The sequence below is a fragment of the Dyella sedimenti genome, from assembly GCF_022760995.1.
Classification (GTDB): domain Bacteria; phylum Pseudomonadota; class Gammaproteobacteria; order Xanthomonadales; family Rhodanobacteraceae; genus Dyella; species Dyella sedimenti.
Genome location: NZ_JAKWJO010000003.1, coordinates 376,931 through 400,862, shown reverse-complemented (window position 1 = coordinate 400,862; position 23,932 = coordinate 376,931). Strand labels below are relative to the sequence as shown.

Genomic DNA, 23,932 nt, shown 5'->3' with positions numbered 1-23,932 from the left:
GCTCGCCGCCATGCGGCGCCTGCTGTGCGGCCTGCTACTGGCCTGCCTGCCGCTGGCCGCGGCAGGCGCGGACACCGCCTCGCCGCTGGTGCGCGTGGTGGTGCTGCGCCACGGCGTGCGCGCGCCTACCAGCGGCCCGGCGGAACTGGCGCCGTACGCCAACCGCGACTGGCATGCCTGGCCGGTGGCGCCCGGCATGCTCACTGAGCACGGCGCCCAGGGCATGACCGCGCTGGGCGCGCGCTATCGCCGACTGTTCGCGGCCGATGGCACATGGTCCGGCCAGTGCGATGCGCGCGACCAATTGGTGATCATCGCCGACAGCACGCCACGCAACCGCGCCAGCGGCGCGGCGCTGGCCAGGGGGCTGGCGCCGGATTGCGCGGCGCCCTACCTTGCGCTGCCCGAGACGCAGTCCAATCCGCTGTTCCACTTCGGCAAGGAGGACAAGGACGACGACCTTTCCGCCGCCCCTGCCACATGGCCACCGGCGGCATTGGCCGAGCTACAGTCAGTGCTGCTCGGCTGCACGGGCGACGATTGCCTGGCGCAGGCGCGCAGCCACCAGCGCAAGCTGCTGCTCGATGCCGCCGATGACCGCGCGCGCGCCAAGGCGCTCAAGCAGGCAGGCAGCCTGAGCGAGAACCTGATGCTGGAATACGCGCAGGGCTTCCCCGCCGCGACGGTCGCCTGGGGCCAGGGCGACGAGGCCGCCATCGGACGGCTGATCGGCCTGCACAACCTGCAGTTCGATCTCGCCAAGCGACGCATGCCGGCGGCGGCCAGGGGCGGTTCCAACCTGCTGGCCCACATCCTGGCCACGCTGCAGCGGGCCGCGGGCATGGAGACGCCGGTGGCGCCGCTGGCCTCCGCCGACGCCCGCGTGGTGCTGCTGGTGGCGCACGACACCAACCTGGCGCAGCTGGGCGGCCTGCTCGACGTGGACTGGCGCGATGCGCGCCAGCCCGACGAGTACCCGCCCGGCGGCGCCCTGGTGTTCGACCTGGTGCGGGAGCACGGCGTCGATAGCGTGCGCCTGTCCAGTTGGATGCCGACGCCGGATGCCCTGCGCCGGGCGGACGTCAGCCGGCCCGATGCGCTGGTGCGGCGCACGCTCGGCCTGCCGGCCTGCGACGGCAAGGCCAGTTGCCCATTGCCCGTGTTCGCGCACTGGCTGGAGCAGCGCGTGGACCCCGCGGCGTACGACCCGGCCATGCCCGCGCTGCCCGCCAACCTGCCCTGAACGACGAATGGCGTGCACGGACGCGTGCGCGCTTTTTTCTCCTGGCCATCATCGTGCGCGACCTAGCCTGCTAGCGCAGGTTCGGTCGCGCCGTCATGATCGCCCCTTCCCCCGCCCGCTGGACTGTCCGATGCACGTCGCCTTCGCCTTGCCGGCCACCATGACCGAGATCCAGATCACCTCGCCCGGCGATGCGAGCGTGCTGCAACCGCGCGAGGTTCCCTTGCCGCAGCCACGGCAGGGCGAGGTGCTGGTCAAGGTGCTGGGAGCGGGCGTCAACCGTCCCGACGTTTTGCAGCGCGCCGGCCATTACCCGATCCCGCCCGGCGCCCATCCCGGCCCCGGACTGGAAGTGGCGGGCATCGTGGCCGCGCTGGGCGAGGGCGTGGCGGGCTTCGCGGTGGGCGACTCCGTCTGCGCCCTGACCAATGGCGGCGGCTATGCCCAGTACTGCGCAGTCCCGTCCGGACAGGTGTTGCCCATGCCGCCCGGCCTGTCGTTCCTGCGGGCGGCGGCGATCCCGGAGACCTTCTTCACGGTATGGGCCAACCTGTTCCAACTCGGGCGCGCCAGGCGCGGCGAGGTGGCGCTGATCCACGGCGGCACCAGCGGCATCGGCACCACGGCGCTGATGCTGTGCCGCGAGTTCGGTCTGCGCGCCTTCGCCACGGCGGGCGACGTGCGCAAGTGCGAGGCGATCCGCGAATTGGGCGGCGAGCCCATCAACTACCGCCAGGAAGCCTTCGCCGAGGTGGTGCGGGCCAGGACCGACCAGCACGGCGCCGACGTGATCCTGGACATCATCGGCGCCAGCTATTTCGAGGACAACCTGGCCACGCTGGCCCGCGACGGCCGCCTGCTGCTGGTGGGCTTCCTTGGCGGCTCGGTGGTGGAGCAGATCAACCTGCAGGCCATCATGGCCAAGCGCGCGACCATCACCGGCTCGGCCATGCGCCCACGCAGCGCGCAGGAAAAGGCCGCCATTGCAGCCGACCTGCGGGAACGGGTATGGCCCGCGCTCGCGCAAGGCCGCTGCCTGCCCCTGGTGGATGCCGTCTATCCGCTGGAACGTGCCGCCGACGCTCATCGCGCCATGGAAAGCGGCCAGCACATCGGCAAGATCGTGCTGGAAGTGCGGCACGAGCGCTAGGAGCCTGATTTTGAACAAAAGCCCTAATAGACGGCCGGCAAGCCCTGGCGCGCGGCGGTCGGCAGCGGCGTGTGGCCGCGCGAGGCTTCCATCAGCTCGTCCATCTGGCGGCGCGCCTCCCTGATCTGCATTTCGCCAGCCGGGTGGCGGCGCAGTTGGGCACACAGCAGCTCGATCTCCTGCTGCAGCAGCGAGTTCTGCTCCAGCAGCTCGTCGCAAGCGCGGGACAACAGGTCGTTTTCGCGTTCCCAATCGATCATGGCACCGCCTCTTCGCCGGTGGGATGACCAAGCTGCCCCGAGCGCCGTTAAGCCGGCGTGACCCTTTGGGAAAAGCTTTCGCGCCACGTCCACATCCATCGGTTGTAGGCTCCGGGTCCATGGACAAGCCACACGCCGAAATCGACCGCATGCTCGATACGCTGGACGCGTCGGTGCCACGGCTGCTGCAAGGCAAGCCCAGCCCCGGCGATTTCTGGGCCAGCTTCATGGGCATGGCCAACGCCATCCAGGACTGCGCCACGCCCGACGAGCGCGGCTGGGTGTGCGATCGGCTGGACGCCATCCAGGTCAAGCATCACCTGGTGCCCCCGGCCGACCAGATCTGACCGCCCTGCCGGCTAAGAGCCTGTTCACGATCTCCCCGCGGGCTACGGTGAGATCGTGAACAGGCTCTAACGGCTGGACAGATAGGCGCCCAATGCCTGGATGTCCTCGTCCGTCAGCGCTTGCGCCACGCCTTGCATGATGCGCGCGTTGCTGGTGCCGGCGCGTGCACCGCTGCGGTAGTCGCCGAGCGCTTTGGTCATGAAGGTGACCGATTGCCCGGCCAGATGCGGGAACGTCGACCATGGCGGCTGCGGCGCTTGGCGCTTCTCGGGACGCGGCCCGAGGCCATCGGCGCCATGGCAGCCCTGGCATGGCGGGATACCACGCGCGGGATCGCCATCGCGGTAGAGCCGCGCACCGGCGGAACCATCGTCGCCTCCGCCATGGATGGCCGGAGGAAAGCCGGCGAAATAGGCGGCGATGTCGCGCATGTCGGCGTCGCTCAGCAGTGCGGCCTGGCCGTTCATTACCGCATCAGTGCGCTCGCCACCCTTGAACGCCTTCAACTGCACGTAGAGATAGGTGGCGGGCTGGCCGCCCAGGTTGGCCAGCGCCGGCACCACCGCCGTGCCCTGTTGACCATGGCAGGCCGCGCATACGGTGACCTTGCCGGCACCGGCATGGGCGTCGCCAGCGATGGGCTGTTGGCCGCGCAGGTCGAGGAAGGCGGGTGGCGGCGCGGCCCGGCTGGCCGCCGGCGCCGCCTCCTGCGCAAGCACGGGAAACGACCATGCCAGGCAGAACAGCGCGGGGAGAACCATGTCGGTGCGCATTGTGGTGGCTCCCTACAATTTCACGTTGAGCATCACGCCGAGCGTAGTCACGCTGTAGTGCAGCTGCGGGCCCTCGTCGGTGTAGATGCGATGGTCGTAGACCAGCGTGTCGTCGAAACCCAGGTAATGCCAGTCGAGGAAGCTGCCGCTCTGGTAGCTGCCGAACAGGCGCACGCTCACGTTGCGCACCACCGGGAAGGTCAGCCCCGCGTTGAACGTGCTGCTGCGGTAGTGGTTGTTGGGAAAGGCGCCGACGCCGTCCGGCGTAGCAGCTTCCGGGTGGGTGAGCGCACCGGGCGAGGCGTAGTCGTAGTTCATCTTCGACAGCGATTGCGTGTAGTTCCAGCCCAGGTCCAGCCGCACGCGGCCGAAATCATGCGCGAAGGTGATGCCCGCGTTGTAGTCGCGCTCGTTGTCCAGGTCGTGCCAGTAGTTCTCCAGCGGATAGAACGGACCGCCGAGGTCCGCGTTCTCGCCGCCGGGCTCGTCTACCAGGGCCTCATTGTCGGCCACGTTGGCCAGCTTCAGGTGCGTGCTCTCCACACCGATGTAGGCGCTGCCGGTGGTCTGCGGCCCGGGCTGCCAGTCCCACGAGGCGGTGAAGCCGGTGGTGCTGGTGTTCTGCCGTCCCACCGGCGCATCGTAGTGGTCCCGCGTGCCGTAGAAAGTGCTGGTCAGCGTGCTGGTCTCGCCCAGCGGATACAGCACGATCAGCTTGGCCTTGGCCTCCTTGCGGTCGCTCATGTCGTACTTGCGCATGGCGTCCACGGTGAAGGCGGTCGGCGCAATGCCGTCGGCCGGCACGTAGCCCGGCAGCGAGGCGGAGTAGTAGGCCAGGTACGGGTCGTAGTTGTACTTGCCGCCGTCGCGGTCGCCGTACTCGAAGCTGGCGCGGAGGGTGGCGCGACCTACCGCGCGGTTGCTCCAGGTGAGCTTGATGCGCTGCTCGTCGAGGCGGCTGCGCTCGCGGTGCTTGGGCTGATCGTGGTCGTAGGTGTAGGTCAGGCCCAGCGTATTGCTGCGGCTCGGGTTCCAGTCGGTGCCAAGCTCGAACAGCGTGTCCTGGTAGCCGAACGGGATGCTGGCGATCTGCACGTTCGAGGTGTTGTAGTAGCCGTTGTCGAAGATGCCGACCTCGCCCGGCACCACCGTGCCCTGCGAACCGTTCTCGGAGATATAGCCATACTGGCCGGTGATCGGGTTGTAGGACAGGTAGCGGGTCTTGTTGTCTTCCTGGTAGTAGCGCAGGTCCGCGTGCCAGGCGAACGCGTTGGTAGGATGGAAGCTCACCTTCGCGTCGAGCAGGTGGGTATCGATGCGCGCGTTGGCGCTGGTCTTGGACAGCGCCGCGCTGGTGTTCCAGTCCGCGCAGGGAATGAGCTGCTGCAGGGGTCCGGCGGAAAAGCCCAGGGTGCCGGTGCAGTTCACCGGCGGCAGCAGGTCGTCGTCCTGGCGCATGGTGCCGTAGGCCGCGGCCAGCGAAAGCTCGCCGCGCCATGTCAGCTCGCGCGACAGCTCCAGCCGCAGGTTGTGGTAGTCGTTGTCCGGTTCCAGCGAGAACTGGCCGTTGGTCACCAGCCCCGCCGCCGGCACGCCCACCACCGGGCTGACCAGGAACGGGTTCTGGTAGTTCAGGTAGTCCTTGTGGTCGCGGAAGAACGAACCGGTGTACAACGCATTGAAGTGCCACAGCTTGCCCACGTTGCGCAGGCCCAGGTTGACGTCGGTGGTGGTGAAGTCGATCGGCCGCACCGTCTCCAGCACGCCGCCGTTGCCGCCGTAGGGCGATCCCGTGCTGGGAAAGGCGAAGTTGAAGAACATCGGGCCGCCCCATAGCCGGTCGCCGTTGCGCTCCTCGTTGGTGATCGAGGCGAAGCCCACCCAGTTCCTGTACAGCCCGCCCTCCACGCTCAGGCCAGTGCGCGTGCGGGTGAGCTTGATCTCGCGCCGGGCGGCATCGCGCGAGGCCTGCTGCACCGCCGCCACCGTGCTGTCGCCGGGCGTCAGCCCGGCCGGCAGGGTCAGGTTGGTGCCGCCCACGCCGTTCCATAGCGGGTAGGCGGCGGTGGACACGGTATGCGGGATGTCGCGGTAGAACGCCTCGACGCGGTAGCTGCCATAGCGTCCTGCGCGCAGCCGGTAGTACTGGTCGTCGCTGCTGATGCGGCTGCCACGGAACTCCACGTAGCTGCCGGTCTTCGTATTGTTCAAACCCACCGCGAGCAGGCCCAGCGCGGCGCCGTTCTTCCAATCGGTGTACTGGCGGAAGAATTCGGCGTTGCGGTCGCCGTTGAGGTGGATGTAGCCCAATTGCAGCAGGCCCCAGTAGGTCCAGTCACTGCCCGGCGCCAGCGGCTTGTCGCCCAGCGGCGCGTTGGGATACGGATACAGCGCGCCCGAGGGCGTGCGCAGTGTGCCGGCATGCAGCCAGGACATGCCGTCGGCATCGGGATCGACCAGCGGTGTCCAGCCGCGCGGGTCCAGGCCATTGCCGTACTGCATGTCGCCCACGCGCATGGTGCCGCTGGTATCGCTGGCCGCCGCCACGACGGACCAGCCGACGCACAGCCCCAGCAGCACGGCCACGGAGATCGGATTGAACGCGCGCATCGTCACCCTCCTCCTTGCGGCTATTTGTGGAATCGCGACCCGGACGGATTGTTCGAGCCGTGGACGTTGGCGTGGCAAGTCAGGCACGAACGGCCCATCAGGCGCTCGTCCGGCGTCGGCCCGGTGCCCAAGTTGGTGGGCACCTGCAGGTCGTTCGGGTGGCGCGTCATGGTGTGGCATTGCTGGCACAGCATCGGCAGCGGCGCGACCAGCAGGGTCTGCTGGTTGGAGCCATGCGGGTCATGGCAATTGAGGCAGTTCTCGCGCACCGGGGCGTGCTCGAACAGGAACGGCCCGCGCTTCTCCGCATGGCAGGTGTAGCAGGTCTCGTTGACCGTATCGGTCTTGAGCAATGGACGCGTCAGCGTGCCGTGCGGATTGTGGCAATCGGTGCACGCCATCTGCCCTTCCGGCAGCGGCATGTGCGAGCGGCGGTTGAACTTGGCCAGGATGTCCTGGTGGCAGGTGGCGCACACCTCGTTGATCGAAGGCTTGGCCAGTACGCCTTCGGGCGACATCCGCGCCATGGGATTGTGGCAATCGCTGCACGACAGGCCGCGCTCCTGGTGCACCGACCCGAGCCAATGCTGCCGCGCCCCACCCGCATGGCAGCCGAGGCAGACCGTGGTCTGCGTCTCGGGCGCCGTATCCGCCCCATGCGTGAACCCGATGATCGAACCCCTTGCCGTGGGGTTCTTCGCATGCTCCGAACCTGGACCGTGGCAGGCTTCGCAGGCTGCCTGCGGTCCGGTGCGGGCGGTGCCCACGCGGAACGAGGCCACATGCAGCGTGTGCGAGGCCTGTACGTTCTCCAGCGCATGGCAGGCGATGCAGGTCTTGGCGCCCACCGCCTGCGCCTCGGGCGCCAGCGGGTTGGCGGGAATACTGGCCGCGTCGAATGGTGTGGCCGGGCTGTCGTTCACCGGTCGCAGGTGCGGGTCCGCGTTGCGTGCCGCGTCCGCTCCCATGTCCGTGGCGGGCAGCATGCGCGCGATGTCGCTTTGGGTGAGCCCTGCGCTGCCCGATGCCGGCGGCGAGGATGGCTGCTGGGCCTGGGCGGATCGCGACGCCAGCAGCAGCCCACCCATGGCTAGCAACAGCGAAAGCGCGACCGCGAACGAAAGCGGCAAGGCACGCATGGCTTCAGATCCCCTTCTGCTTTGCGTGTTCGGTGGCAGCGGCGGCGGCCAGCCCCCTGGCCTTGCGTCGCGCCGCAAGTATTCACGCAAGCGCCACGCGGATTAACCGTCAATGGTTGGAATGAATTTCCGGGATCGCAGAACAATGCGCCGGATACTGCACTGCAACGTGGCAATCTTGCGCCGCCGGGTAGTCTGGATGGCAGGGCGAGGCCACGAAGGGGAGCTATCCATGCGGGATCTGAACGACCTCTACTATTTCGTGCAGGTGGTCGAGCAAGGTACCTTCACCGCCGCGAGCAAGGCACTGGGCATCGCCAAGTCCCAGCTCAGTTCCCGCATCGCGCGGCTGGAGGAAAACCTGGGCGTGCGGCTGATCCAGCGCACCACGCGGCGCTCGCACATCACAGACGTCGGTCGCCTGTACTACGCCGAATGCCTGCAGGTTCTTGCGGCGGCGCAACATGCCGAAAGCGTCATCGAAGAGGCGCGAGCCACGCCGCGCGGGCGCATCCACGTGGGCTGCCCGGTGCTGTTCGGCCAACTGCTGATGGCGCCAGTGCTGGCCGATTACCTCAAGCAGTATCCCGAGGTGCAGGTGGACCTGGGCATCTGCGGCCACCAGGCCGACGTGCTGGCGGGCGGCTTCGACATTGCCTTCCGCGTACGCCAGTCGGTGAAGGATTCCAGCCTGGTCGTGCGCAGCTTCGGCATGGACCCGCATATCCTGGTCGCCAGCCCCGCGCTGCTGCAAGGCATGCCGCCGCCGCAGCAACCGGCCGACCTGCAACACCTGCCCAGCATCGACGTGGTACAGGACGACGGGCGCCACTTCTGGACCCTCACCGATCGCCAGGGCCATACGGAAACGATCGAGCACCACCCGCGCCTGGTGACGGACGACCTGCACGTATTGCTCCGCGCGGTGGCCAGCGGTGTGGGCGTGGCGCAACTGCCCCAATGGCTGTGCCGCAGCGCGCTGGCTCGTGGCGAGCTGGTCAGGCTATTGGGAACCCACGCGCTACCGCCGGGCAATGTGCACAGCGTCTACGCCTCGCGGCACGGCCATACGCCGGCGCTGCGCAGCTTCATCGAATTCGTCGCGAAGGAACTGCCACGCACGCTGCTGTCGCTGCAGCGCAGCTCGTATGCCTATGCGCCGGAGCCGATGGCACAGGCGATGTGACGTCCCCTCAGTGGCAGACCAGCACCGGGATGTCGCAGCTCAGCATCACCTTGTGCGTCACGCTGCCCAGCAGCACGCGCTCCAGCCCCTGGTAGCCGCGCGAGGCCATCACGATCAGGTCGCAGTGGTGCTTGTGCGCCGCGGCCACGATGGCGACGTAGGGGCGCAGGTCGAACACGTATTCGGTTTCGCACGCCACGCCGGCGGCCTGGGCGCGCCTGGTCACCTCGGCCAGGAAGCCTTCCGCGCGCTGCTTGGCCAGGTTGGTGTAGGAATCGCGCGACTGGAGCAATTCCGCCACGTAGGACACTGCCGGCAGCGGCGGCAGCACGTGCACGCCGTAGACCCTGGCCTGCAGGCGGCTCGCCAGTTCCACGCCTGTCTCGATCGCCCGCAGGGAATGCTCGGAACCGTCGACCGGCAAAAGAATGTTCTGGAACATCGGAAAGCCTCCCCTTTGGCAATGGCCTCAAGTGTAGCCGCCGAATGTTGGCGCCGTGTGCATGGCCCGGTCGAAGCGTATGGCATCGCGTGAACGCGCCATCGCGCGGCAGATTGACGCTCGCCAATATCTCTCCTGTCCACCGCGCCTAGGCTAGGAACCAGCCGGGCGCCCCGTTCGTGACGGGTGCCGCACGGGCCGCGCGCGACGCTGGGCCTTCCGGCGACGCGTCCCGCTCCACTCCATCGCCGCCACCGCGGCCATAGCGAGGAACCCATGTTCAAGCACATTCTCATCCCGATCGACGGCTCGGAACTTTCCATGCGCGCGGCCAGGACCGGCATCGAGCTGGCCAAGCTGTGCCAGGCCAAGGTGACGGCCCTGCACGTCATCGCGCCCTTCCAGACCATCGCCTACATGGGCGCCATCCTCGCGGCTTCCGAGATCGTCTACAACGAGGAGGCGCGCGCCAATGCCGAGCGCTATCTGCTGGAGGCGCGCCAGCTGGCGGAAGCAGCTGGCGTACCCTTCGAGGGCGAGGCCATCTTCGGCGACCAGCCCTGCGGGACCATCGTGCAGACGGTGGCCGACAAGCAGTGCGATCTGGTAGTGATGGGCTCGCACGGCTGGCGCGGCATGACGCGCCTGCTGCTGGGCAGCGAGACCCAGAAGGTACTGCTGCGCGGTAACGTGCCCGTGCTGGTCTGCCGCTGAAGAAACCGCCGCCTTGCCACGTTGACTCAAGTCAACCAGACCGAGTCCGGGGGGCGGTACAAGTCCACCGATCACTGCGGCCGACTCATCGTCGCCAGGCTCGGGACCGTCCGCCTGGCACGCCCCTTCCGGAGGCTTCCATGTCCACGTCCCCTCGTCCGAACGACCCCGCAGGCGGTGCCGTCATCCCGCCTGGCCCGACCCTGGCCGGCGCGGGCCAGTGGGAGGAACGCCTGCGGGACGGCACACCGGTCACCATCCGCCTGCTGCGGCCGGAGGACCGCTCGCTGGAAACGGACTTCCTCCGCGGCCTGTCGCCCCGGACGCGGCGCGCGCGCTTCCTGTGCGACTTCCGGCAACCCAGCGACACGCTGGTCGACCAGCTGATGGACGTGGACGACGACCGCCGGCTCGCCTTCATCGCCCTGGCCGACCTTGGCGGCGAGCTGCGCGAGATCGGCGTCAGCCGCTATTGCGCCGCCGGCGGCGGCTACGGCTGCGAGTGCGCGGTCACCGTGGCGGACGACTGGCAGCGGCGTGGCCTGGGCGTGCTGCTGATGCGGCACCTGATCGGGGCGGCGCGGGAACACGGCTTCCGCCGCATGGTTTCGGTGGACGCCGCCAGCAACCAGGCCATGCAGAGCCTGGCCACGCGCCTGGGCTTCCGGCGCCGGCTGGATCCGGCCGAACCGTCGCAGGCCATCCACACCCTTGAGCTGGAGGCGCCCTGCCCATGACCGCCGCCGCCCCATTCGCCCCATTCGCCACCGGCGCGCCGACCGACGTGCTGGCGCTGGTGACGTCGGTATCGCCGTGGAGCCCGGCCGCGCGCGCCGCCGTCGCCCTGGCGGCACGCTTCGGCGCGAGGCTCACCGGCTGCTACGTGGATCCCTCGCTGCGCATGCTGCATGGCGGCGAGGCCGAGCCCTCGGTGCTGGCCTTGCTGATGGACACGCCGGGCGAGCGTCCGGAGGACCACGAGGCCTTCCTGGCCTACGCCCGGGAAAGCGGCGTGCATCGCGCCTCCTGGCTGGCCACCCGCGCGGGCATCGCGCCCACCGTGCGGCGCCTGGGCGCCTGGCATGACCTGGCGGTGATCGAACGCGACCTGGCCGGGGAGGACATGGCCTTCGAAGTGCTGGGCGAGGCCTTGCTCACCTGCCGCACGAGCTCGCTGATCTTGCCGCCGGCCTGGTCGGGCGACACGCGGTTCCCACGCGTGGCCGTGGCCTGGAATGGCTCCATCGAATCCGCCCGGGCCATCCATGCGGCCCTGCCCTTCCTGCGCGCGTCGGAAGAAGTGCTGCTGCTCGATGGCGAAGCCCCGGTCTACGAGGACGACCAGGTCCACGCCCCGCAGTTCGATCCCGAGGCCTACCTCGGCAACCACGGCGTCCTGTTCCGCACGCGCCGCGTGCGCGCCACGCCGCGCGACGCCGGCGCGGTGCTGCTGCGCGAGATCGCCCAGGCCAGGGCGGGGCTGCTGGTGATGGGCGCCTACGGCCATTCGCGCGTGCGCGAGCGCGTGCTCGGCGGCGCCACCCGTCACATCCTGCAGCACGCCGAGCTGCCGATCTTCGTGCAGCACTAGGATGGCGGCATGCGCCGCCACGCCGGGTTCACCCGTCCGCGGCCATGCTGTGCCGGTTCCGGGCGCCGCAAGGGAGAAAGCATGCCCCCGTCGATGATCTACAGCTGCCACGGCGCCGCCAAGCAGGTCACCGGCTCCTGCCACCTCGTACGCTGCGGCGACCGCCAGATCCTGATCGATGGCGGCCTGTTCCAGGGTTCCCGCGAGGAGGAACAGGCCAACACCGAGCCGTTCGGCTTCGATCCCCGGCACGTCGATGCGCTGCTGCTGACCCACGCGCACCTCGACCATTGCGGGCGCATTCCCCGGCTGGTGCGCGAAGGCTTCCGCGGCCCGATCCTGGCCACGGCGGCCACGCGCGACCTGGCCCGCATCGTGCTGCTGGACGCCGCGCGCCTGCAGGAAGAGGACGCCGCCCGCGCTGCGCGCGGCAACCACCGGCGGGGCGAGCCTCCCGCACCGCCCATCTCCACGCTGGACGATGCCTTCAGCGCGCTGGAACGCTTCGCCGATCCCGTGGTCTATGGCGACACCGTGGCGGTGGCGCCCGGCATCCAGGCGCAATTCCTCGACGCGGGGCACATCCTCGGCTCGGCCAGCATCCTGCTTCACCTGGACGACGGCCGCCAGACGCGCCGCATCGTGTTCTCCGGCGACCTGGGCAGCCCGGGGCGTCCTCTGCTGCGCGATCCCGTGCCGGCGCCGCCGGCCGACTTCGTGGTGATGGAAAGCACCTATGGCGACCGCGACCACCGCAGCCTGCCCGATTCGGTCGACGAGCTGTACGAGGCGGTGAACGACACCTTCAAGCGCGGCGGCAACGTCATCATTCCCACCTTCGCGCTGGAACGCGCGCAGGAAGTGCTCTACTACCTGCACCAGGGCCTGCGGCGGCGGCGCATCCCCGAGCGCACGCCGGTGTTCCTCGATTCGCCGATGGCGATCTCCGCCACCGAGGTGTTCCGTCGCCACCCGGAATGCTTCGACGAGGAGTTCGCCGCGCTGCTGCACAGCGACGATCCCTTCGCCATGCCCAACCTGCGCTTCTCGCACGACGCCGCCGACTCGATGGCGATCAACCGCATCGAGGGCGGCGCGATCATCATGGCCGGTTCGGGCATGTGCAATGGCGGCCGCATCCGCCACCATCTGCGGCACAACCTGTGGCGCGACAAGAGCAGCATCGTCTTCGTGGGCTACGCCGCCGAAGGCACGCTGGCGCGGCGCATCATCAACGGCGCCCGGCGCGTGGCGATCTTCGGGGAGGAGATCGCCGTCAACGCGCGGATCTGGACCATCAACGGCTTCTCCGCCCACGCCGGCCGCGACGAACTGCTCGCCTGGCTAGGCGACCATCCCCGTCGCGCGGTGATGCTGGTGCACGGCGAATACGATCGCGGCATGCGCGCGCTGGACGAGGCCCTCACCGCACGCGGCGTCACCGCGCGCATGCCCGGCAAGCAGGAACCCATCCTGCTCGACTGAGCCCGTCCCCTATTCCTGTGAGAGCGCACCCTGTGCGCGACGGGACAGGCGCGACGCTGGACATGGCGGTCGTGCACGGGGCGCGCTTCCACAAGGGCGAAAAGCCGGCTTGTCCCTCCCGCCAAAGCGCAGGCCGTGGGCTACAGGCTCAGCTTCACGTCCGCCACAAAGGTGCGCTGCGGGAACGGGTGGTAGAGGTAGTACTTCTCGTTGTTGATATTGTCGATGCCGAACGAGGCCGCCAGATGGTCGTTGACCTGGTAATGCGCCCTCACGTCGAACACGCGGAAGCTGTCGAACGCGCCGAACACGTGCGCCGTGTGGTCCGAGTTGTCCAGCGTGGAGTACTGCCGCCCGCTGTAGCGCCCGGCCAGGGTGAACGCCCAGGCGGCATCGGGCCGGTAGGTGGCCACCGCGGTGGCGCGCCATCGCGGCACGTACGGCGCGTGCTTGCCCTCCGAAGTGGTGCCGGTGGTGCTGACGAAGCTGTCGTTGGAAAGAATGGTGGAGTCGACGAAGGTAACGCTGCCGGACAGGCTCAGCCCGTGCACCAACACATCGTCCTTCTGCGCCACCAGTTCGAGGCCGCGATTGCGCAGCTCGCCCACGTTCATCACATAGGTCACCGGCACCGCCACGTTGGGCAGCGTCGAGGTCTGCGAGACCAGCGCCTGTTTGGTGTTCTCCTGGAACAGAGACAGGCGTACCAGCCCATGGTCGATCGCATGCTCGATCGCCAGTTCGCCGGAATACGCGGTTTCCGGCTTGAGGTCCGGATTGGGCACGCTGTACGTCGAGCCGGTGGACACCAGTTGGTACAGCTCGCCCACCGTGGGGAAGCGCACCGCCTTGGCCAGCGAGCCGTTGATGCGCCAGCCGGGCGCCAGCGACCACTGCAGGCTCAGCTTGGGCGAAAACGCGTCGGCCTTTTCCACCGGTTGCGTCACCGCCGTCTTGCCGCTGAAGTTGAAGCCGTCGCTGGCCTTCCACCATTCGTAGCGCCCGCCGAGCGTCAGCAGCCAGGCCGGTGCCAGCTGCCAGGCATCCTGCAGCCATAGCGCCTGCGTCCGTGTCTTGCCGCGTCCCGAGGCGTACAGCGTGGTGATGCTGGAAGGATCCTGCCAGTCGGCCAGGTTGTCGGTCGGGTTGTTCAGTTCGTACTGGTCGGCATGCGCGCCCAGCGAGACCTCGTGTGGCCCGCCATAGCCCTGCGGCCGCCAGATGCCGGTGGCATCGGCGGTGGACCACTGCGTGCCGCCGTAGCTCGCCAGGCGTCCGTTGGTGGTGAAGCTGGTACCCGCGCCGACGCCCGCCGGCTGCCACTGGTCGTCCTTGAGGAAGGCGTAGTGGGTCGCCACGAAGGAGGCGTCGTAGTCGCCCTTGGTATCGGACTTCAGCGACAGCGCCTGCATCAGGTGATGCGCGCTCAATTGGTACACGTTGTTGGCGAAGCCGGCGACCTTGCCGTAGGTGGGATCGCCCGAGGCATCGTCCAGGTAGGTGTCGGCGCGCGACTGCCCGTGGTCGCTCCAGTAGCCAACCAGATAGGTCAGCCGCCACTGCGGCGTGAGGTCGTAGCTGAGCCTGCCGTTGAGATCGAGCATGCGCGTATGCAACAGCCCGCCCGCGCCATAAACGTTGGCTACCTGCCCCTGCTTGTTCAGCGCCGGAAGAGTGCCGGTGGTGCCGGCCGGCGTGCTCGTGCCCGTGATGATGGACAGCGGCTGGCTGAAGCTGTTGGCGGCGTTGGCGCCGAAGAACCAGTCCAGCTTGCCCGTATGCCCTCCCGCGGCGAGGCTGGTCTGGCTGGTGGCATAGTCGCCCTGCGTACCGTGCAGGTCAAACGATTGCATTGCCTCGGTCTGCTTGATGGTGACCTCGGTGTGGTCCGGCGCGCGCGTGACGATATGCATGACGCCACCCATCGCGTTGCCCGCATAGGCGGCCGAGAACGGGCCGTAGAGCATGTCGATATGGTCGATCGCCTCCGGCGAGACCATGCCCCAGCGCGGCGCGCCGATGGTGTTGTTGTTGGCGATCAGCGCCGAGATGGGAATGTCGTCGATATAGACCAGTGTGCGCGCGCTGGAATTGAGTCCCCAGGTGCGCGTGGCCAACACCGGCTGGGTATCGCCATAGTTGCGCTTGCGGATGAACACGCTGGGCAGGTACTTGGCCGCATCCTCCACGTCCACCGCATTGATGGTGGCCTCCACCTGCTCGGAAGGCACGGTGGCCAGCGTGGCGGGAAAGCCTGGCGCGGGCAGCGCCGGGGTGGCCGCGCTCACCTTCACCGCGTCCAGGTTGGTGGTTTGCAGGCCGCTGGGCGGCGGCTCGGCGTCCGGCCCGCCCTGGGCCAACGCGATGGAGGAGGCAAGCAGCGTCAGCGGCAGCCCCAGGGCCGCGCCGCGCAGGAAAGAGGAACGCATGGCAGGAAGATCCGTCGTTGCCCGGCACCGCCTTGCGGCGCCGGAAAGTCCTGGCAAGCGGACACGCAGGCACGCGGAACCGATCCTCCGGCGCAGCGATCCGTGGTTGCCTCGTCATGGGGCGTGGCTGCCGAAAGGCACCCGCGACCCGGCTCGGTCATGCGATCGGCGACGACGGCGGGCCGCGCGGACGCGCGCCCTGCGAGGGGCGCGCATACCATCGAATGACGCTGTGGACGGCGGGCGGCAAAGCGGGCGACGACGAGGCCACCGACAGGACGGACACGCCGCCTGCCAGCCAGGGACTCTCGCCCGCGAGCACGCAATAGCCGCACAGGTCCATGTGCGGTGAGGACTTGTCGGGCGCGGAGGGATGCTGGCCACCGGCATGTTCCGGGCACTCGTCGCCCATCGCCATGGCCATGGCATGAGGCACGGGCAGCACCCGCGTGATCGTCGGCGCGGCCACGAGCAGCCACATGGCGGCAACAGCCAGCCATGCGACGAAACCCCGTGGTGCACCGCGTCGGATCAAGGTATCCCCAACTCTGGAGTGTGCTCCAGGCTATGATCGCACGCCTCGCCGTGTAGGAGCAGTCTTACAACCGTGCGGCAAGGCGTCACATCGTCAACGCGGGTTGGGCATTCGGTCTGTGCCGGGGAATGGGAAATACGGCGTCCGGCAAGCCCGTCAAGCGGACGCCCGCCTGCGGATAAGCGACCTGATCCGCTCCGCGTCCTCCGGCGTGGCCGGGTTATAGACCACCATGCCGAGGTCGGTGCGGCCGTCGACGGCAAAGACGGAATATTCCATCGAGATCAGGCCGGCCACGGGATGGCGGAGGGACTTGATGCCCTCGCCATAGGCGCGCACATCGTGGTCGCGCCACATGGCCTCGAACTCCGGGCTCAACCGGCTCATTTCCCCGGCGAAGGCCGCGATATCCTTCGCCGCGCCGGCACGTGTGGCATCGGCGCGGAACGTGGCCACCACGAACCGGGCCACGTTCTCCCAGTCGAGCTGCGCCGCACGGACGCGCGGGTCGCAGAACATCATGCGCAGCACGTTGCGCTCCCTGGGCGGCAGCGATTCGTAGTCGGTCAGCACCGCTGTCGCGGCGCGGTTCCAGGCCACGATGTCCCAGGTCGGGGTCTTGACGATGGCCGGGCTGTATTCCAGCGAATCGAGCACGTGCTGCAAACGCGGCGTCACGCCTTCCACTGCCCGATAGCGCACTTCGGGTGGCCGCCCCAGGCCGAGCAGGAACAGGTGTTCGCGCTCGACCTCCGTCATCATCAGCGCATGGGCGATGCGGTCCAGCACATCGGCCGAGGGCGCACCGCCCCGCCCTTGTTCGAGCCAGGTGTACCAGGTGGCGCTGACGCTGGCGCGCTGGGCCACTTCCTCGCGCCGCAGCCCGGGCGTCCGCCGGCGCGCCATGGGGAAGCCCAGCGCCGCCGGATCGAGCTTCGAGCGGCGGTCCCGCAGATAGGCGCCCAGCAGGTTTTCGTCGGTGATCGCCATGAAAGTGTTAATCCCTATACCTGGATAACGCCACTACTTTACCGGGATAAGACGCACCACCGAGGATACCTCCGCTCAACTCCTGGAGGATATTTCCATGCGTGTCTTCGTTACCGGCGCCACGGGTTTCGTCGGCTCCGCCGTGGTGGAAACCCTAGTCGCCGCCGGGCACCAGGTGCTCGGCCTCACCCGCTCGGAAGCCGGCGCCGCCGCGCTTGCGGCGGCGGGTGCCGAGGCGCATCGCGGCTCGCTGGAGGACCTGGCAAGCCTGCGCAGCGGCGCGGCCGCAGCGGATGGCGTGATCCATACCGCGTTCAACCATGATTTCTCGAAGTTCGCCGCTAACTGCGAACTGGATCGCCATGCCATCGAGGCGCTCGGTGCCGCGCTGGCAGGCACCAGCCGTCCCCTGCTGGTCACCTCCGGCGTGGCGGTGCTGGCCCAGGGCCGCCTCGCCACCGAGGACGATGCCGCCGTGCCGCCGTCCGCCGCCTATCCGCGCGCCTCGGAAGCGACGGCGCTCGCGCTTGCCGCGCGCGGCATCCAGGCCTCGGTGGTCCGACTGCCGCCATCCGTGCATGGCGACGGCGACCATGCCTTCGTGCCGCACCTGATCGAGGTGGCGCGCAAGAGCGGCGTATCCGCCTATGTGGGCGAAGGACTCAACCATTGGCCTGCCGTGCACCGGCGAGATGCCGCCGAGGTCTACCGGCTTGCGCTGGAGAAGGCAGCCAAAGGCGCGCGCTACCACGCGATCGCCGAGCAAGGCGTACCCTTCCGCGACATCGCGACGGTGATCGGGCGACGCCTGAGCGTGCCCGTCGCCGGCAAGACACCCGACCAAGCCACCGCTCACTTCGGCTGGTTCGCGGCATTCGCCGGCATGGACGTATCGGCTTCCAGCGAGCAGACCCAGGCGCGACTGGGATGGCGACCGACGCAACCCGGCCTGCTCGCCGACCTCGACCATCCGCGCTACTTCGAAGCCTGAACGTGCGGCGGCGATGTCGCAGGCGAGAAACCCGGTCCGCGATTCCGCCTAGCGGAGGATGCCGTTGATGCACGCCACGGCCTTCTGCAGCGTCTGGCTGTCCCGCCGTTCCCCGACCTTCGAAAAGATCTCGTGCAGCGGGGTCATGGACCACCAGAGGCTGCTTTCATCTTCCAGCGTGTCCACGCTCACCCAATCGAAAGAGATCGCATCGCCGCGCTTGGAACGCTGGTGAAGCTGATACTGGTCGCCCTGGAAGCGCAGCCGGCAACCACGGATAAACAGGGAGGGCGAGTCGAACGCATGCAGGCTCTGCGCTCCGGCGTTGATGGAAACCAGCGTGAGCTCGCCGAAGATCTTCGCCTGGTCACGCACCTCGTCGAAGATGGCCCTGCCCCAGTCGCTCCGGTACTTCACCTCCACCAGGAATTTCTCGTTCTGTTCCCGGTTCATGACGGTGAAGTCGGGAAGCCGGCTGAGCGCGTCCGGATAGCCCAGGGCGGAGTATTCCGCGTGGCTCAGGCATGAGAGTTCGCGCAGGACCTTCTCGATGCCGGAGTCGATCACGCGATAGCCAGCGTCCTCCAGGATCGCGCGCACGATGCCCTCGGCCATTTCCTTCTTGATGCGATTCACAAAGTCCATGGACATGCTTTTCCCTCGTAAGAATCGGTTTGCCGCGGTCATGCGCTTTCCTCGGAGGCCGGCGCCGCGCCCGGCTTCGGCGGCCCCAGCACCACGGCCAGGTGACGCAGGTCGTCGATGGCGAAGCTGTAGCCCCGCCCCGTCTCGCTCTTGCCCAGCGAGCCGAGCGCATAGACGGTGAAGTAGCGGACCTGCTCGTCCATCTTCAGCAACGCATCGAGATAGGCGCGATACCGATAGGCCTCCATCATGCTGGAAGGCACGTATAGCGAGACGGCCTCGCCCTGGTACTTGTCGTAGAACTGGAAGCGGAAGCCCAGGCCATAGCGCTTCATCGTGGCCCCGCCCCACATCACGCGCGGGTTCCCGCCCTCGCGGACGTACTTGATCGGCGCGAAGTACGAGCGGAACTTGACCTCGCCGCGCTCCGGCACGCGGATCGTCAGCGCGTCGAATTCCTCTTCCGTCAATTCGCCGTTCCTCACCCCCGTCACCACGTTGCGATAGCACTCGACCAGCCGTTCCAGGCTGTTGGTCCGCCGCTGCGGTGACTGGGCCGATGGCTTGACGCCACGGACGGCTTCCGCCTTGTCGGCATCGTCATCGTCGGTGGCATCGGAGGCGTCGCCCTTGGCGGTGGCGGGCCGGCCCTTGCGCGCCTCCTCCCGCAAGGGCTCGAATACGTCGATATAATCGTGCAGCTTGCGCTTGGCCTTGCGCGCCGCGGCTTCCTTCTCCGTCTCGCCGGGCCGCGCGCCCTCGTCGTCCCCGTCGCGGCCATGGTCGATCCATTCGCACTCGGGCGCGTGCTCGTCCCTGGAATTGGCGCGGAAATGCGGCGCCTGGACCTTGACATCCTCCTGCGGCCACTTGTCGTAGTTCACCCCGGTGACCTTGGCGCCGCTGCCGGCATGGCGACAGGCCCCGGTCGAGCAGAGGAACCCGAAGCGCCGTCGCGGCGCCTCCTGCTGGAAGTACTCGCGACGCGCATCGACGATGGACACCACCCGGTCCAGCTCGACGCAATAGGCGTAGGCAATGCGCTTGTTGGTCTTCATGACACCTCGCTGCGAGGCTTCTTGCCAGGAGCGATGGATCGTACCAACAACCCGATGTTTGAAGAGCGCCCTCCGCCGCTCGTCATTCCGGCACAGGCCGGAATGACGGCAAGGGGCACGCCTACCGCTCGGAAGCCCAGCCGAGCCCGAGGCTTTTCTGCAGCGACACGAAATCCTTGAGCAGTTCCGCCCTGCCCTGCACCAGGTTCTGCTGGGCGTTGAATTGCGTCCGTTGCGTATCCAGCAGGTCGATCAGCGACGAGGCGCCCGCCTCGTAGCGCTGGTGCATCAGGGTCGAGGAGCGGTCGGCCGAGGTTTCGATCTGCTGCAGGCGCGTCACGCTTTCCCGCTGGTGGCCATAGCGCGACAAAGCGTTGTTGGCGTCCTGCAGGGCGGCGAGCACGGTTTGCGCGTAGCGCGCAGCGGCCTCGTCGCGGCCCGCCTCGGCCTGGCGGATGCTACCGCGCGTGCGGCCGAAGTCCAGCACGTCCCATTGCAGGTAAGGCACGCCCAGCCAGGTAAACGAACTCTTTCGCGGCAGGTGTCCCGGGTTGCCCGCGCTGGAACCGATAAAGCCGAGCATCGTCACCTTCGGGAACAGGTCCGCCTCGTGCTGGCCGATCTGTGCGTTGCTGGCGGCAAGCCGGCGCTCGGCGGCACGGATATCCGGACGCCGCTTCACCACCTCGGACGGATCGTCCACCGGCACGGATGCCGGCAGCGCGGGCAACGGCGCCGGCGCGGCAAGCGCCTGGTCCAACGCACCGGGGGCCTGCCCGGTCAGCACCGCCAACTGGTCGAGCGACTCGGTGATCTGCTCATCCAGCGGGATCAGCGTGGCCCTGGTGTTTTCCACCTGCGTGGTCTGTCGCTCGACATCCGCCTCCGGCACCACGCCACGCTCGCGCCGCTGCCGGATCAGCTCCAGCGTCTTTTGCTCCAGCTCCGCCGACTGGCGGGCCAGCACCAGGCGCTGCTGCTGGCTGCGCAAGTCGATATAGGCCTGCGCCACTTCGGCGGCCAGCGATACCTGCGCATCGGCCAGGTCCGCATCGACCGCCTGCGCCTGCGCCGAGGCCGCCTCGGTGGCGCGGCGCGTGCCGCCGAACAGGTCGATCTCCCAGGAGGCGTCGAACCCCGCGCTATACAGTTGCAGCGGGCCACGCCCCTTGGAAGCACTGCCCTGGCTGTCCTGCGTGCCGTCGGATCCCTGCTGCGAATTCTGCAGGCCGGACAGGTCTGGTTGGCGCATGCGCAGGATGGCCGCATCGCCCGACACGGTCGGCATGTCCGCCGCGCGCTGCTGCTGCAGTTGGGCTCGCGATTGCCGCAGGCGCGCCTGGGCCGCCTGCAGGTCCGGATTGTTCGCCAGTGCCGCGTCGATCAGCGCGTTCAACTGCGGATCGCCCAGCGATTCCCACCAGCGGCTTGGCGCATGGGCTGCCGGCGCAACGCCGGCAACGGGCATCCGCACGAACGTGTTGGCCTGCGTGGCGCCGTGGGCCACGTCCGGCGCGCCGCGATAATCGGGACCCACGGTGCATGCGGAAAACACGACCGCCGTGGCCATCAGCGCGATATGCGAGGCATGCCTGCCGCGCAAGGAAGAAATCGACATGCGGAACATCCTCAATGAGCCTCGCCGGCCGGCGCGTGGTAGCGCGGCGTCCTCAACAGCAACGCGAGCGGAATGCAGCACAGCAAGGCGATGCCCAGCACGTAGAACACTTCCGAGAAGGTCATCACCATGGCCTGCTGCCGGATCTGGCTGGCGAGCTGGCCCAACGCGCGCATCTGCGAATACGCCAGGTCACCGGTGCGATCGAGCCAGCTCGCCGCGTTGGCGGCCATGCGCTCCTGCCCGAGCACGGAGTTGGCCGTCAGCGTTTCGCGTATCGCCGCGACGTGGAATGTGTTGCGGCGGTCGATCACGGTGCCGATGATGGCCAGGCCAATCGATCCGCCCAGGTTGCGCGCCATGTTGTAGATACCCGCCGCGTCGCCCGATTCCTCGCGCGACACCGCCGCCATCGACGCCTGGTTCAGCGGCATCATCGCCAGCATCTGTCCCGCCCCGCGCACCAGCTGCGACCAGAAGAAATCCTGGCCGACGCTCTGCGCCGTCAGGTGGATGTCCAGCATGCAGCTCCACACGAAGCACAACAGGCCCGTGATGACCAGGATGCGGAAGTCCACCCGGCCGAGCAGGCGCGGCAGGATGGGCATCATCAGGAAGGCGGGCACGCCCGACACCAGCATCACCCAGCCCGATTGCTCCGCGTTGTAGCCCGCGATCAACCCCAGGAACTGGGGAATGATGTAGATGACGCCATACAGCGCCGCGCCGACCACCAGCACGATGAAGATGACGCTGGCATAGCGCGGATTGCCCAGCAGGCTCAGGCGCATCACCGGCCGCCTGGCGGTGAACTGCGAGATGGCGATCAGCACCATGCCGGCCAGCGAGAGCAGGCTGAGCCAGACGATCATGTCCGATTCGAACCAGCGCTCGCGCTGCCCTTCCTCCAGCACCACGGTCAGCGAGCTGAGCCCTACCGACAGGCCCACGATGCCCAGCCAGTCCGCCTGCCTCAACGCCTCCAGATGCAGCGACGCGGACGGAAGGCCGGCCAGCAGCAAGGTAATCAGGCCGATGCATACCGGCAGGTTGATGAAGAAGCACCAGTTCCAGCTGATGTTCTCAGTCAGCCAGCCGCCCAGCACCGGTCCCAGCAACGGGCCCAGCAATACGATCAATCCGAACGCGGTCATGCCGATCGGCAACTGCGACAGCGGCAGGCGGGTGCGGATGATCGTCTGCGCGGTCGGGATCATGGCGCCGCCGGTGAGTCCCTGGCCGATGCGGCCGATCACCATCGCCATCAGCGTGTGCGAAAGGCCGCACATCATGGAAAACAGGATGAACAGCACCGCGCAGCCCAGCAGGAAGTTGCGCAGGCCGAACACGCGCGTGAGCCACGCCGCGAGCGGGATGATCACGATCTCCGACATCAGGTAGCCGGTGGAAATCCAGGTGCCCTCGGTGCCGGTGGCGCCGATCTCGCCCTGGATCTGCGGCAGGGCCGAGTTGGTGATGGAGATATCCAGCGTGGCCATCAGGGCGCCCAGCGAACCGGCCGCCACGGCGATCCAGTCCGCCACGCTGGCGCGCTCCGGATGCGGAACCGAAGGGGCGGCCGCCTCAGCCATGGCGGTCGTCCGACGTAGCGCCGCCTTCCTTTCGCGTATCCACGTCCACGGTGACCGAGAGGCCCGGCACCAGCCGCTTGCGCGTCGGCTCGTCGGCATCGATGCGGATGCGCACCGGCACGCGTTGCACGATCTTGGTGAAGTTGCCGGTGGCGTTTTCCGGCGGCAGCAGCGCGAACTCCGACCCCGTGCCCGGCGCAAAGCTGTCCACCACGCCATGCAGGTCCGTGTCGGGCAGCGCGTCCACGTGCACCTCGGCCGGCTGGCCCGCGCGCATGCGGCCAACCTGGGTTTCCTTGAAGTTGGCGGTGAGGTAGATGCTATCCACCGGCACCACCGTCATCAGGCGCGTGCCCGGCTGCACGTACTGCCCCACGCGCACCGTGCGATCCCCGACGCGGCCGCCCAGCGTGCTGCGCACCAGCGTGTCCTGCAGGTCCAACTGTGCCTGCTTGGCCGATGCCTGCGCGGCTTCCAGCTGCGCCTTGGCCTGGGCGACCTGCGCATCGAGGTCCGCGACGCGGGCCTGCGCCTGGTCCAGCGCGGCCTGGTCGGCCGCCACCGTAGCCTGCGCCTGGTCCCGGTTGCTGAGCAGCACGGACAACTGGTCGCCGCTTTCCGCGCCAGTCTTTTCCAGCGGACCGTAGCGACGCACTTCGTCCTCCGCATGCCTGGCGCTGACCTGCGCGACCCGCAGCTGCGCCCTGGCCTGCTCGATGGCCGCCTGCTGCTGCAGGATGCCCGCCTGCGCGCGGGCGATGTCCGCCTTGCGCGCATCGACGGTCGCCTGCGCCTGGTCCAGCGCCGCCTGGTACTGGCGGCCATCCAACCGCACCAGCGGGTCGCCCGCCTTCACCGTCGCGTTGTCGCCCACGTAGACGTCCGTGACATAGCCGCTGACCTTGGGCGCCACGGTGACGCTGTCGGCCTTCAGGTAGGCATCGTCGGTGCTCTGGATAAAGCGCCCGACCACCCACCAATAGCCCAGGGCCGCCAAGGCCGCCACCGCCAGCGCCACGCCGACCGGCAACAGGAACCGCGGCGGCTTGCGGCGCGCCGGCGTGGCGGCAGGAGCGTTCGGCGCATCGTTCGATGCGCTGTTGTTGGAAGCAGGCATGCCTATTCGACCCCAA

At 68.3% G+C, this 23,932-nt stretch carries 22 protein-coding genes; 9 read left to right on the top strand and 13 right to left on the bottom strand.

Annotated elements, in window-relative coordinates:
- Window positions 1-10 precede the first annotated feature (10 nt).
- Together MJ605_RS09490 and MJ605_RS09485 are read left to right on the top strand one after the other, a co-directional pair.
- Window positions 11-1,243: a histidine-type phosphatase gene (locus MJ605_RS09490; protein ID WP_243041194.1), complete on the top strand. Its 1,233-nt coding sequence runs from the start codon at window positions 11-13 to the stop codon at window positions 1,241-1,243.
- 130 nt (window positions 1,244-1,373) lie between these two features.
- Window positions 1,374-2,393 carry an NAD(P)H-quinone oxidoreductase gene (locus tag MJ605_RS09485; RefSeq protein ID WP_243041193.1) on the top strand — a complete coding sequence of 340 codons (1,020 nt, stop codon included), beginning with the start codon at window positions 1,374-1,376 and terminating at the stop codon, window positions 2,391-2,393.
- A gap of 23 nt (window positions 2,394-2,416) precedes the next feature.
- On the opposite strand, the gene MJ605_RS09480 is transcribed toward MJ605_RS09485, so the two are convergent.
- Entirely contained in the window at window positions 2,417-2,653 is a 237-nt protein-coding gene (locus tag MJ605_RS09480) for a hypothetical protein (protein WP_243041192.1), read from the bottom strand.
- 119 nt (window positions 2,654-2,772) lie between these two features.
- Between MJ605_RS09480 and MJ605_RS09475 the strand changes: the two genes are divergently transcribed.
- The gene (locus MJ605_RS09475; RefSeq protein ID WP_243041190.1) at window positions 2,773-3,000 is read left to right on the top strand and encodes a hypothetical protein; all 228 of its coding nucleotides are present in this window, start codon (window positions 2,773-2,775) and stop codon (window positions 2,998-3,000) included.
- 66 nt (window positions 3,001-3,066) lie between these two features.
- On the opposite strand, the gene MJ605_RS09470 is transcribed toward MJ605_RS09475, so the two are convergent.
- From MJ605_RS09470 to MJ605_RS09460, 3 genes are read right to left on the bottom strand one after another with little or no spacing between them, the layout of a single operon-like run.
- Window positions 3,067-3,774: a c-type cytochrome gene (locus tag MJ605_RS09470; protein ID WP_243041189.1), complete on the bottom strand. Its 708-nt coding sequence runs from the start codon at window positions 3,772-3,774 to the stop codon at window positions 3,067-3,069.
- Between the two features lie 12 nt (window positions 3,775-3,786).
- Window positions 3,787-6,384, bottom strand: coding sequence for an MtrB/PioB family outer membrane beta-barrel protein (locus MJ605_RS09465; RefSeq protein WP_243041187.1), 2,598 nt, complete (start codon window positions 6,382-6,384; stop codon window positions 3,787-3,789).
- A gap of 20 nt (window positions 6,385-6,404) precedes the next feature.
- Complete coding sequence (locus MJ605_RS09460; RefSeq protein ID WP_243041186.1) at window positions 6,405-7,523, bottom strand: DmsE family decaheme c-type cytochrome; 1,119 nt, start codon at window positions 7,521-7,523, stop codon at window positions 6,405-6,407.
- A gap of 232 nt (window positions 7,524-7,755) precedes the next feature.
- On the opposite strand from MJ605_RS09460, the gene MJ605_RS09455 reads away from it, so the two are divergent.
- On the top strand, window positions 7,756-8,709 hold the full coding sequence (locus tag MJ605_RS09455; RefSeq protein WP_243041185.1) for a LysR substrate-binding domain-containing protein: 954 nt from the start codon (window positions 7,756-7,758) through the stop codon (window positions 8,707-8,709).
- Between the two features lie 7 nt (window positions 8,710-8,716).
- Here the strand turns inward: MJ605_RS09455 and MJ605_RS09450 are convergent, their stop codons facing one another.
- Window positions 8,717-9,151 carry a universal stress protein gene (locus tag MJ605_RS09450; RefSeq protein ID WP_243041183.1) on the bottom strand — a complete coding sequence of 145 codons (435 nt, stop codon included), beginning with the start codon at window positions 9,149-9,151 and terminating at the stop codon, window positions 8,717-8,719.
- A gap of 276 nt (window positions 9,152-9,427) precedes the next feature.
- Between MJ605_RS09450 and MJ605_RS09445 the strand changes: the two genes are divergently transcribed.
- The 4 genes from MJ605_RS09445 to MJ605_RS09430 all read left to right on the top strand — a co-directional run bounded on the left by MJ605_RS09445 (window position 9,428) and on the right by MJ605_RS09430 (window position 12,941).
- Window positions 9,428-9,865 carry a universal stress protein gene (locus MJ605_RS09445; protein WP_243041182.1) on the top strand — a complete coding sequence of 146 codons (438 nt, stop codon included), beginning with the start codon at window positions 9,428-9,430 and terminating at the stop codon, window positions 9,863-9,865.
- A 140-nt stretch (window positions 9,866-10,005) separates the two neighbouring features.
- Entirely contained in the window at window positions 10,006-10,602 is a 597-nt protein-coding gene (locus MJ605_RS09440; RefSeq protein WP_243041181.1) for a GNAT family N-acetyltransferase, read from the top strand.
- Window positions 10,599-11,456 carry a universal stress protein gene (locus MJ605_RS09435; RefSeq protein ID WP_243041180.1) on the top strand — a complete coding sequence of 286 codons (858 nt, stop codon included), beginning with the start codon at window positions 10,599-10,601 and terminating at the stop codon, window positions 11,454-11,456. Before MJ605_RS09440 ends, MJ605_RS09435 begins: the two co-directional genes overlap by 4 nt.
- 81 nt (window positions 11,457-11,537) lie before the next feature.
- Window positions 11,538-12,941: an MBL fold metallo-hydrolase RNA specificity domain-containing protein gene (locus MJ605_RS09430; protein ID WP_243041178.1), complete on the top strand. Its 1,404-nt coding sequence runs from the start codon at window positions 11,538-11,540 to the stop codon at window positions 12,939-12,941.
- Window positions 12,942-13,081: 140 nt separating this feature from the next.
- Here MJ605_RS09430 and MJ605_RS09425 read toward each other — a convergent pair whose 3' ends face one another.
- The 3 genes from MJ605_RS09425 to MJ605_RS09415 form a co-directional block, all read right to left on the bottom strand.
- Window positions 13,082-15,370 carry a TonB-dependent receptor gene (locus tag MJ605_RS09425; protein WP_243041177.1) on the bottom strand — a complete coding sequence of 763 codons (2,289 nt, stop codon included), beginning with the start codon at window positions 15,368-15,370 and terminating at the stop codon, window positions 13,082-13,084.
- A gap of 157 nt (window positions 15,371-15,527) precedes the next feature.
- A complete protein-coding gene (locus MJ605_RS09420; protein ID WP_279237490.1) occupies window positions 15,528-15,905 on the bottom strand; it encodes a DUF2946 family protein in 378 nt (125 codons plus the stop codon).
- 156 nt (window positions 15,906-16,061) lie between these two features.
- Entirely contained in the window at window positions 16,062-16,895 is an 834-nt protein-coding gene (locus MJ605_RS09415) for a helix-turn-helix transcriptional regulator (protein WP_243041174.1), read from the bottom strand.
- A 97-nt stretch (window positions 16,896-16,992) separates the two neighbouring features.
- Between MJ605_RS09415 and MJ605_RS09410 the strand changes: the two genes are divergently transcribed.
- Complete coding sequence (locus MJ605_RS09410; protein WP_243041173.1) at window positions 16,993-17,886, top strand: SDR family oxidoreductase; 894 nt, start codon at window positions 16,993-16,995, stop codon at window positions 17,884-17,886.
- Between the two features lie 48 nt (window positions 17,887-17,934).
- On the opposite strand, the gene MJ605_RS09405 is transcribed toward MJ605_RS09410, so the two are convergent.
- The 5 genes from MJ605_RS09405 to MJ605_RS09385 form a co-directional block, all read right to left on the bottom strand.
- Window positions 17,935-18,573: a hypothetical protein gene (locus tag MJ605_RS09405; RefSeq protein ID WP_243041171.1), complete on the bottom strand. Its 639-nt coding sequence runs from the start codon at window positions 18,571-18,573 to the stop codon at window positions 17,935-17,937.
- Entirely contained in the window at window positions 18,570-19,589 is a 1,020-nt protein-coding gene (locus tag MJ605_RS09400; protein WP_243041170.1) for a hypothetical protein, read from the bottom strand. Before MJ605_RS09400 ends, MJ605_RS09405 begins: the two co-directional genes overlap by 4 nt.
- A 121-nt stretch (window positions 19,590-19,710) precedes the next feature.
- Window positions 19,711-21,207: an efflux transporter outer membrane subunit gene (locus MJ605_RS09395; RefSeq protein WP_243041169.1), complete on the bottom strand. Its 1,497-nt coding sequence runs from the start codon at window positions 21,205-21,207 to the stop codon at window positions 19,711-19,713.
- An 11-nt stretch (window positions 21,208-21,218) separates the two neighbouring features.
- Complete coding sequence (locus tag MJ605_RS09390) at window positions 21,219-22,799, bottom strand: MDR family MFS transporter (protein ID WP_243041168.1); 1,581 nt, start codon at window positions 22,797-22,799, stop codon at window positions 21,219-21,221.
- Complete coding sequence (locus MJ605_RS09385) at window positions 22,792-23,916, bottom strand: HlyD family secretion protein (protein WP_243041167.1); 1,125 nt, start codon at window positions 23,914-23,916, stop codon at window positions 22,792-22,794. Before MJ605_RS09385 ends, MJ605_RS09390 begins: the two co-directional genes overlap by 8 nt.
- Between the last annotated feature and the right edge of the window lie 16 nt (window positions 23,917-23,932).